The organism is Paenisporosarcina sp. P5_A11, from assembly GCF_056400705.1.
The window spans coordinates 1-9,236 of the sequence record NZ_JBFUKT010000137.1; the positions used below are offsets into that span (position 1 = coordinate 1).

Annotated in this window: 10 protein-coding genes; all 10 read left to right on the forward strand. The window is 37.4% G+C overall.

Features of this window, described 5'->3' with window-relative positions:
* Positions 1–376 precede the first annotated feature (376 nt).
* Positions 377–2,077: a M3 family oligoendopeptidase gene (locus AC1DOS_RS15115; RefSeq protein WP_477538164.1), complete on the forward strand. Its 1,701-nt coding sequence runs from the start codon at positions 377–379 to the stop codon at positions 2,075–2,077.
* A gap of 222 nt (positions 2,078–2,299) precedes the next feature.
* Complete coding sequence (locus AC1DOS_RS15120; RefSeq protein ID WP_477538165.1) at positions 2,300–2,959, forward strand: LbetaH domain-containing protein; 660 nt, start codon at positions 2,300–2,302, stop codon at positions 2,957–2,959.
* Positions 2,960–3,091: 132 nt separating this feature from the next.
* On the forward strand, positions 3,092–3,967 hold the full coding sequence (locus AC1DOS_RS15125; protein WP_477538166.1) for a patatin-like phospholipase family protein: 876 nt from the start codon (positions 3,092–3,094) through the stop codon (positions 3,965–3,967).
* A gap of 581 nt (positions 3,968–4,548) precedes the next feature.
* Positions 4,549–5,502: a 1,2-phenylacetyl-CoA epoxidase subunit PaaA gene (gene paaA / locus AC1DOS_RS15130; RefSeq protein ID WP_477538167.1), complete on the forward strand. Its 954-nt coding sequence runs from the start codon at positions 4,549–4,551 to the stop codon at positions 5,500–5,502.
* Between the two features lie 18 nt (positions 5,503–5,520).
* Positions 5,521–5,883, forward strand: a complete 363-nt coding sequence (gene paaB / locus AC1DOS_RS15135) for a 1,2-phenylacetyl-CoA epoxidase subunit PaaB (RefSeq protein WP_477538168.1) — start codon at positions 5,521–5,523, stop codon at positions 5,881–5,883.
* Positions 5,864–6,676 carry a 1,2-phenylacetyl-CoA epoxidase subunit PaaC gene (gene paaC, locus AC1DOS_RS15140; RefSeq protein ID WP_477538169.1) on the forward strand — a complete coding sequence of 271 codons (813 nt, stop codon included), beginning with the start codon at positions 5,864–5,866 and terminating at the stop codon, positions 6,674–6,676. Before paaB ends, paaC begins: the two co-directional genes overlap by 20 nt.
* A 25-nt stretch (positions 6,677–6,701) precedes the next feature.
* Positions 6,702–7,202, forward strand: a complete 501-nt coding sequence (paaD, locus tag AC1DOS_RS15145; RefSeq protein WP_477538170.1) for a 1,2-phenylacetyl-CoA epoxidase subunit PaaD — start codon at positions 6,702–6,704, stop codon at positions 7,200–7,202.
* A gap of 17 nt (positions 7,203–7,219) precedes the next feature.
* A complete protein-coding gene (locus tag AC1DOS_RS15150; protein ID WP_108585736.1) occupies positions 7,220–7,522 on the forward strand; it encodes an EthD family reductase in 303 nt (100 codons plus the stop codon).
* Positions 7,522–8,298: an enoyl-CoA hydratase/isomerase family protein gene (locus AC1DOS_RS15155; protein ID WP_477538171.1), complete on the forward strand. Its 777-nt coding sequence runs from the start codon at positions 7,522–7,524 to the stop codon at positions 8,296–8,298. Before AC1DOS_RS15150 ends, AC1DOS_RS15155 begins: the two co-directional genes overlap by 1 nt.
* A gap of 12 nt (positions 8,299–8,310) precedes the next feature.
* Positions 8,311–9,084, forward strand: a complete 774-nt coding sequence (locus tag AC1DOS_RS15160) for an enoyl-CoA hydratase-related protein (protein ID WP_477538172.1) — start codon at positions 8,311–8,313, stop codon at positions 9,082–9,084.
* Positions 9,085–9,236 lie beyond the last annotated feature (152 nt).

A 9,236-nucleotide genomic window follows, 5' to 3' on the forward strand; every position in this document is an offset into this window, starting at 1 on the left:
AGGTCAAGGAGAGCATCTAGGAGCTGGATGGCATGAAAATTATTGGAAACCACTCGAAAAATACTTTGCTTAATTTTGTGGAGAAATTGGTTTAATGAGAAGACAATGCAAATGAGCTAAAACTATTAGAGTTACTGTTTCAAACTCCCCCATTTATGTTTTTTAAATGGGGGAGTTTTTTGTATTCTCGCAAATAAATCCCATCTTACTGTGATTTTATGCATTTTCATTCATAACTTATCGAAAAATTCCTAATATAAAAATTTTATCTTGTTGAAACATTTGAAAAAAATAGTAAACTAAGGAATAGTTAGTAGAAATGAATACTATGATATTCATGTATGACGATTATTAAAAAATAGGGGTTGGATAAGAATTGGTTACAAAATTTGAAGAGTTTACTTATAAAAGACCAGAATTTGAAGAAATTGAAAACAAGTTTAAAGTAGCATTAAGTCGTTTTACAAATGCTACTAGTGTAGATGAGCAAAGTGATGCAATGAAGTCCATTAATGACATTAGGAACAATTTAGGAACAATGATGAATCTCGTTTATGTTCGAAATTCGATTGATACAAATGATGAATTCTACAAAGCTGAAAGAGACTATCTGGACGAACTAAGTCCAAAAGTGGACGATTTAGTTACAAACTATTACAAAGCGTTAGTGGGTTCTTCATTCCGAACTGAATTAGAAGCAAAATGGGGAAATCAATTATTTGCCATTGCTGAAGCTCAAATTAAGTCATTTTCTTCTGACGTTATCCCAATGTTGCAAAAAGAAAATAAATTAACATCTGAATATCAACAATTGATAGCATCAGCAAAAATTGAATTTGAAGAAGAAGAACGAACACTTGCCCAAATGCAGCCTTTTACAGAATCGACAGATCGTAACATGCGGAAGAAAGCAAAAGAAGCTTACTTTAGTTTCTTTGCTGAGAACGAAGATCAACTTGATCGTATTTTTGATGATTTAGTAAAGGTCCGTACAGAAATTGCCCACACATTAGGATATAAAAACTTTGTAGAACTAGGCTATTATCGAATGATTCGAACGGATTATGATGCAACGATGGTCAAGAAATTCCGTGACCAAGTGAAGGAATTCATCGTTCCACTTGCATCAAAATTAAAAGAACGTCAACAAAAACGAATTGGTGTAGAGGACTTAAAATACTACGATGAATCATTCAATTACACAACGGGAAATGCCACACCTAAAGGGTCGCCTGAGTGGATTATTGAAGGTGGCAAAAAGATGTATGATGAATTATCTGTTGAAACAAGTGAATTCTTTGATTTCATGATCGACAACAACTTAATGGATCTTGTCGCTAAAAAAGGGAAAGCTAGTGGGGGATATTGTACGTATATCGATGATTACAAAGCACCTTACATTTTTTCGAACTTTAACGGTACTTCAGGAGACATCGATGTGCTAACACATGAAGCAGGACATGCGTTCCAAGTGTTTTCAAGTCGTCATTATGAAATTCCAGAGTACATTTGGCCAACATTTGAAGCATGTGAAATACATTCGATGAGTATGGAGTTTTTAACATGGCCATGGATGGATAATTTTTTCAAAGAAGACACGGATAAATATAAATTCTCTCATTTGAGCAATTCGCTTGAATTTTTACCATACGGCGTGGCAGTAGATGAATTCCAACACTTTATTTATGAAAACCCTGAAGCGACTGCAGCAGAACGCAAACTGGCATGGAAAGAGCTAGAAGAAAAATATTTACCAAACCGTGACTATGACGGGAACGATTATTTAAACAGAGGCGGATTCTGGCAACGTCAAGGACATATTTACCAAAGCCCATTTTATTACATCGATTATACATTGGCTCAAATATGCGCATTCCAGTTCTTTAAACGAACACAAGAAAACCGTGAAGAGGCATGGGCAGATTATGTTCACTTATGTAAATTGGGTGGGAGCTTGTCCTTTACTAGTCTAGTCAAAGAAGCAAATCTAATCTCTCCATTCGAAGAAGGTTGTGTTGAATCCGTAATTGGACCAATTGAACAATGGCTCAACTCAATTGACGACAAAGCACTTTAAAATCGAATCATCGATTTGGATAGAAACATACTGCACCTTTGCCTAATGAATAAGTAAGAAAGGGATGTGACTTTGTCACATCCCTTTTATTTTTACGGGGAGTCTTGTTTCTGTCCATTTGTACCTCATATTAATGTGAACGTGCTCATAAAGTTGCTCATACTATAATTATTCTCTTTCACATAAAATATATAGAAATTTTATAAAGGAAGAGGTGTCAAATTGTCAAGGGAAAATGATTCCTTCAATTGTTTCAAACCATTTATTAGTCCCAACCCAATCACTTCTTTTAATCCCGTGGAACGGTACCCAACGATTGATTACACAGCTTTTATTAGCCCATTTTCTAGTGTAATTGGTGATGTGTTCATTAGAGATAATGTGTATGTTGCTTCCAATGTAAGTATACGTGCAGATGAGGGAACGCCTTTTTATATAGGCTCTAATGTAAATCTTCAAGAAGGAGTTATTTTACATGGTTTAATAAATAAAAGATTTACTGTGGGAAGAAGTAACTATTCAATTTTTGTTGGAAATGAAGTTACTATTGCACATGGTGCGTTGGTACATGGTCCTTGTTATATCGGTAATAAAGTATTTGTGGGATTTAAATCCATTGTATATAACGCGATTGTCGAAGAAGGTGCTTTTATTTCGTACAATGCAGTCGTGACAAACGGTGTACGTATTGCAAAGAATCGATTCGTGCCGCCTGGTGCACATATTGATACACAAGAAAAAGCAAATGTTCTTTCACTAGTACCTAAAGATAGTGAAGAATTCGCAGAAGAAGTTCAGCGTGTAAATCAAGAGTTTCCAGCTTCTTATCATCTTTTATTAGGAGGAAATCGTTGTTCCTGTGGATTTGCCTATTCTCATTAGGTGTCACAAGAGTGTTAATGGCTTGAAAAAGCATGCAAAAAGAAAGAGCCCTTTACGTAAAACGAACTCTAAATCATAAAGCAGGAAACTTTAGTATCGTATAAATGAGTATGTGGAAAGAAGGATAAAGCAATGAAAAGTGGTTTGATTTTAGAAGGTGGCGGGATGCGTGGCGTTTATACAGCCGGTGTATTAGAATGTTTTCTAGAAAATGGATTGTTTCCAGACTATGTGATAGGAGTTTCAGCGGGAGCGTGTAACGCAGCATCTTATATTTCAAGACAACCAGGTCGAAATCGTCAAGTAACCATCGGATATATTAAACACCCAGATTACATTTCCGTTAAAAATCTTTTTCTGAAAAGAGAACTATTTGGGATGAATCTTATTTTCAATGAAATCCCAAATACTTTGGTTCCTTTTGATTTTAATCGCTTTAACCAAGCAACGGAGGAATTTGTTATTGGAACGACCGATTGTTTGACTGGGGAGCCCGTTTATTTCAATAAATCGATATCTTCAAAAGATATTCTAACCATTATTCGTGCTTCTAGCTCATTACCATTTATGTCGCGTGCAATTGAATATGAAGGACACCTATTAATGGACGGAAGTATAAGTGATCCAATTCCTATTCGGAAGGCACTTACTGATCTAGTTGAAAAGCCCATTATTGTCTTAACAAAAGAAAAAGGATATCGCAAATCAAAATCCTCATTTTCAAAATTAACTTCTTCCTTCTACAAAGATTTCAAAGGATTAGGAAATGCTTTAGAGCATAGGTATCAGCTATATAATGAAACATTAGATTTCATAGAAAAATTAGAAGAAGAGAAAAAAGCAATCGTTATTCGCCCAAGTCAGACATTTAATATCGGACGAATTGAACGCAACCCTGAAAAACTTACTCTGTTATATAATCAAGGCTATAAAGATGCAGTGGCACATCTAAATGAAATAACTGAGTGGTTAATAGATACAAACGTAAACCAAGAAGTGTTGATATGAACGAAAAAGAGCGAAATCCTTTTATTACAAGGATTTCGCTCTTTTCTTTATTTCTGTTATGCAATAAATAAGGTGATTTATAAGAAATCATTTCAGCTATTTATCCTGTTTGCTTATTTACCTTATCCGCATCCTAAAAAAGTGGGAAAAGAGATTCCATCTTCCGGTACTTCATTTTCATCTAGTTCAACAAGTGTTACATAATCAATGCCTCCTTCATCATAAAGAAAACTGTCATGCTCAAGATTATTCGGTAGCCAAAGAAGTTGGTTAACGCCCTATCACGGTGCCCATTTTTAAACGGAGAGGTGAAACAAAACAATTGCTGCCATGAAAATCGCATAAAATTCGTTGAGATATTCATAGAAGCTAATAGAGCATGAACTTAAATGATGATCTAGAAGATGCTTTTAATGAATCGCCGACCGGGTGTTATTCATAAAAACTTGTGGAGAAAAGCATAAAATATATCGAATTATCTGAATTACCTTGCAATAAATATAACAGTGATATATATTAACGTTATGAAATCGTTATATGAAATGATGAGGAAGCATACCTTAAATAAAGGGGGATATGGAATGACGGGTTTAAACACAATCTCTGATGAAAATCAGTTAGCAAACTTTATGCAACGTATTGAAGCTGGAGAAAAAATCGAAGCAGATGATTGGATGCCTGAAGATTATAGGCAGACCTTGATTAAATTGATTTCAATGCATGGGATGAGTGAAATAATGGGGGCATTACCTGAGAAAGAATGGGTACCAAAAGCTCCATCTCTATATAGAAAGCTTGGCATTATGGCAAAAGTGCAGGACGAAATGGGGCATGGCCAACTTCTACTTCGAGTAACCGAAGATTTACTAGAACCATATGGCAAAAACCGTGGGGATTTAATGCAGGATTTATTTAATGGAGATTTAAAGTTCCACAATGTCTTTCACATGGAAACAAAATCTTGGGCAGATGCTGGAATTATCGGCTGGCTTGTTGATGGAGCTGCAATCATTACACAGACGAATATGCTAAAAGCTTCATACGGACCATACGCAAGAGCACTTCAACGCATTTGTGCAGAAGAAGTATTTCATGCTCAGCATGGAGAATCCATTATCATGGCGTTAACAGAAGGAACAGATCAACAAAAAGCTATGATCCAGGAGTCATTAAATCGTTGGTGGGAAGCTCTCCTGATGTTCTTTGGCCCAGCTAGCAAGGAAACAACGGGCTCTTCCAAACAAGATTTAACAATAAGATATAAAATCCGAACGAAAACAAATGAAGAATTTAGACAGCTCTTTTTTGACAAATACATTCCGCGAATTTTATCACTTGGTTTGACCATTCCAGATCCAACAATGCACTTCGATAAAGAAAATCAAATGTGGTCATATAAACAACCAGATTGGAATGAATTTAAGAAAATCATTAAAAATCAGGGACCTCGTTCAGAAGCACGTCTGAACTTACGCCGACAATCTTATGAATATAATTCATGGGTGAGGGACGCACTTAGTCATTCAGTCAGATAAAKAAAGGAGTCAGATAACATGGGGGAAGAGAAAACATTTTACCAAGAATATGAAGTCTTTAGCAAACGGACCACGAGTTCAGTCTTGCAGCACCAATTCAGCTTACTGGCTCCAAATGAAGAAATGGCATTTATTATGGCACAGGAAAACTTTATGCGCCGTGAGCCGGTTGCTGACATTTGGATTGTAAATAGAAAACATCTTAGAAAAATGAGTAACGAAGAGAAAATGACACTCGGACGTCTTGAAAACAAAGATTATCGCACGACCAAGGGGTATGGCTATTTAAAGAAAAAGTGGCGTATGTATGAACAAGAAGTGCTAGATGAAAAAGAAATTCTGTCATGGGGAGGAGAAGAAAATGAGCGTCAGTCAAAATGATTTGACCTTAGAAAATAGAGAAGCTATCACGAGCTTGTTATTCCAGTTGGCAGATGATGACTTTATGTATGCCTACCGGGGATCAGAATGGCTAGGACTCGCTCCCCATATCGAAGCGGATATCGCTTCATCATCAATTAGTCAAGACAGCATGGGCCATGCGGCAATGTTCTACACACTTCTTGAAGATTTGGGAGCGGGAAATGCTAATGATCTTGCTCACTCCCGCAAGGCATTCGACAGAAGAAACAGTATATTGACCGAGCGGGTGAATGGCGAAGGTTATTATATGGAAACGCCTCATTATGACTGGGCATATGCAGTGGTTAGAAGTTATCTATATACACAGGCGAAAAAAGTAAAGATCGATTCATTGTGTGGAAGTTCATATAAGCCACTCGCTGAAGCAGCTGTAAAAGTGAGAATCGAACTTTATTATCACAGACTGCACTGGGAAATATGGTTTAAGCAGCTAATGAGCTCAACAGATATCGCGAAAAATAAGATGAATGCAGCACTTAAGCTCGTGATGAATGACTTTGGTGATGTCTTCTCATATGGCAATCAAAAACTAGCGATTGAGATGACTAAACTCATAGGTACTGAGGAAGAAATGAAGGCAAACTGGACAGCAAGTATAGAGCCAGTTTTTACTACTCTTCAATTGGAATTACCGAAGATCCCTGACTCACCTGCGAAAAATGGAAGAATGGGTGAACACACGAAAGACTTGGGTGAAGCACTTACCACACTTTCTGAAGTTTACTTGCTCGATCCAGTCGCTATCTGGTAATCAGCTGACGGAAAGGGGTACGGTAATGACTACATTTGGAAAAGTTTCTRCAGAGCAAGTATTTGAAGTACTTATACATGTAAAAGATCCAGAGATTGACTCTGTCAGCATTATTGACCTTGGCATGGTTGAGAAAGTTACTACTGAAGGAAATAACGTAAAAGTAGTTCTCTTGCCGACTTTTCTTGGCTGTCCAGCACTCGAAATCATCAAGAAAAATACGATGAATGCTGTGAATGAACTGCCGGGAGTGGGCGAAGTTTTAGTCGAATTCGTTTTTCATCCACCTTGGACGTCTGATCGGATAACCGAAAAAGGACATGTCGGTTTACGAGCATTTGGAATTGCTCCACCACCACGCCATTTTGAAGAAGATGGCTCATGGCATGTAGATTGCGCATATTGTGGATCTACATATGTAACAATGGATAATATTTTTGGACCGACTGCATGCAGAAGCATTTTGTATTGTAAGTCTTGTAAAAATGTATTTGAAGCAATGAAACCTGTTTCTACCCTAATGTGAAGTGAGGAGAATACTAAATGGCTAAATTAATCGCATTGTACAAACATCCTGAAAACAAAGAGGAATTTGATAATCATTACTTCAACGTTCACGGACCGCTTACAGCGAAAATTCCTGGACTTAGAGAAATGAAAGTAACAAAAATGACTGGATCACCAATGGGGGGAGAAGGAAAATACTACCTTATGTGTGAGATGGTTTACGATGATTTGGAATCATTGCAACAAGGCGTTCGTTCACCTGAAGGGAAAGCTTCTGGCAAGGACCTAATGGGATTTGCGGGTAACTTAGTCACACTTATGATTGGTGAAGATGCGTAATGGAAAGTTTTGATTTCATTGAAACTACTTTAATGGGAAGTACTGCGGTAATAGAACTTAATCGCCCCCGTCAATTAAATTCTTTGAATACGAAAATGATAAGCGAAATAGTTGTGGCTATGGAAGCTTTTGATCGTGACGAAAATGTCCGTGTCATTGTCTTGATAGGAAAAGGTCGAGCCTTTTCAGCTGGTGCAGACATCGACGAAATGACTGAAGCTAATCCAATCAGCCTTGAATTACTGAATCAATTTGCAGAATGGGATCGTTTAGCRCTCATTAAAAAGCCAATCATTGGTGCAGTTCATGGGTTTGTTTTCGGTGGTGGATTCGAACTTGCCCTTTGCTGTGATTTGCTAATATCGGCAAGTAATACGGAATTTTCATTTCCCGAGGTAGGTCTTGGGGTCATGCCAGGTGCAGGTGGGACACAGCGTCTGACGAAACTTGTTGGTCGTACGAAAGCATTAGAATGGCTATGGACTGGCGAGCGTATTTCAACTGAAGTAGCTCTCGAACATGGAATCATTAATAAAATTGTCGCTCCAGAACTATTAGTGGAAGAAACTCTGAAGTTTGCAGGCAGATTAGCTAAACAACCACCACTATCAATGCGGCTCATAAAAGATTCAGTAAATAAGGCAGTAGATTCTTCTTTATATGAAGGCATGCAATATGAACGGAAAAACTTCTATTTGTTATTTGCAACACAAGATCAAAAAGAGGGCATGAACGCATTTATTGAAAAAAGAAAACCGGATTATAAAGGCAAATAAGGAGAGTGTTCTATGTTTGAGACGATTAGATACGACGTTAAAGACAACATTGCATGGCTCTATTTAAACAGACCTGACAAATTAAATGCTTTTACCGCACAAATGAATCGTGAAGTGAAAGAAGCGATAAAAGCAGCTACTTATGACGATCAAGTTCGTTGTATTGTTATCACCGGAGAAGGTAGAGCATTTTGTTCAGGCCAGGATTTATCTGAAGTTGATGAACATATGGACCATGGTCAAGTGTTAAGAGACCACTACGGTCCCATGATTAAACAAATTAGGCAATGTGAAAAACCAATTATTGCAGCAGTAAATGGTGTAGCTGCAGGAGCAGGATTCAGTCTTGCGCTTGCTTGTGACTTCAGAGTTGTTTCAGAACGTGGTAGTTTTTTGAATGCTTTTATACATGTTGGACTCATTCCTGATTCAGGAAATCTCTATTATTTAACTCAACTCGTTGGACATTCAAAAGCTTTGGAGCTTTCGATTTTAGGAGAAAAAGTGCCAGCAGCTGTTGCTGTTGATCTGGGTCTGGCAAATCAACTGATTTCTGAAGAAACATGGACAGAAGGTGTGACTGCATTTGCATCTCGAATTGCCGCGCTACCAACAAAAGCAATTGGCTTAATTAAACGCTCAATCAATTCAGCAAGCAACCTTACTTTTGAAGACTATCTTGAACAAGAAGCTCAAGGACAAAGAATTGCAGGTCTAACAAATGATCACCGTGAAGGTCTCAATGCATTCATGGAAAAGAGAAAACCTGTTTATACAGGACAATAGGGGGAGAAAATCTTATGACAACAATTCGTGAAAATGAAGTAGGGCAAGAATCGATGAAACGTGATTTTTATCATTTAATTATTAATGGAGAAAAAGTGAAAAGTAGTACTGGCGAAACAATTAAAACGTTTAACCCTGCTACAGGAGTATTA

Excerpts from the sequence above, each read along its gene's own strand:
- AC1DOS_RS15150 (WP_108585736.1), top strand. The coding sequence starts at position 7,220 with ATGGCTAAATTAATCGCATTGTACAAACATCCTGAAAACAAAGAGGAA.
- AC1DOS_RS15160 (WP_477538172.1), top strand. The coding sequence starts at position 8,311 with ATGTTTGAGACGATTAGATACGACGTTAAAGACAACATTGCATGGCTC.
- paaB (WP_477538168.1), top strand. The coding sequence starts at position 5,521 with ATGGGGGAAGAGAAAACATTTTACCAAGAATATGAAGTCTTTAGCAAA.
- paaA (WP_477538167.1), top strand. The coding sequence starts at position 4,549 with ATGACGGGTTTAAACACAATCTCTGATGAAAATCAGTTAGCAAACTTT.
- AC1DOS_RS15125 (WP_477538166.1), top strand. The coding sequence starts at position 3,092 with ATGAAAAGTGGTTTGATTTTAGAAGGTGGCGGGATGCGTGGCGTTTAT.
- paaC (WP_477538169.1), top strand. The coding sequence starts at position 5,864 with ATGAGCGTCAGTCAAAATGATTTGACCTTAGAAAATAGAGAAGCTATC.